We start from the raw sequence: 269 nt of genomic DNA, 5'->3' as shown, positions 1-269 counted from the left end.
GGTTAGGATGTGGTGAGCCGGCACCACGTGCTGGATGCGTTACTGCGGAGGCGGCAGACGGCAGCGAGAACGACGGCGCCGCTCACGAGGAACGCGGCTCCGAAGATGAGCACCGTGCTCACGGTGTTGAGGGCCGCGATGCCGTAGATGTTCCCCAGTTTGTTTGTCGCGACGGCAAGACTGCCGGCGAGCAACATTGCGGCGAAGTAGCCCTTGATCTCGTCCTCGTCGACGAGGTTCGCGGCGCCCGCATCGGTGCGGGCGCCACG

General features: G+C 65.8%; 1 protein-coding gene. It reads right to left on the bottom strand.

The features are described from left to right. Positions 1 to 2: 2 nt before the first annotated feature. Positions 3 to 269 (bottom strand): sulfite exporter TauE/SafE family protein (locus HKX41_11695; GenBank protein NNC24796.1); only part of this gene is annotated, 267 nt, incomplete at its 5' end.

It is taken from the genome of Salifodinibacter halophilus, from assembly GCA_012999515.1.
Lineage (GTDB): Bacteria > Pseudomonadota > Gammaproteobacteria > Nevskiales > Salinisphaeraceae > Salifodinibacter > Salifodinibacter halophilus.
This window is presented reverse-complemented; position numbering and strand designations above follow the sequence as displayed.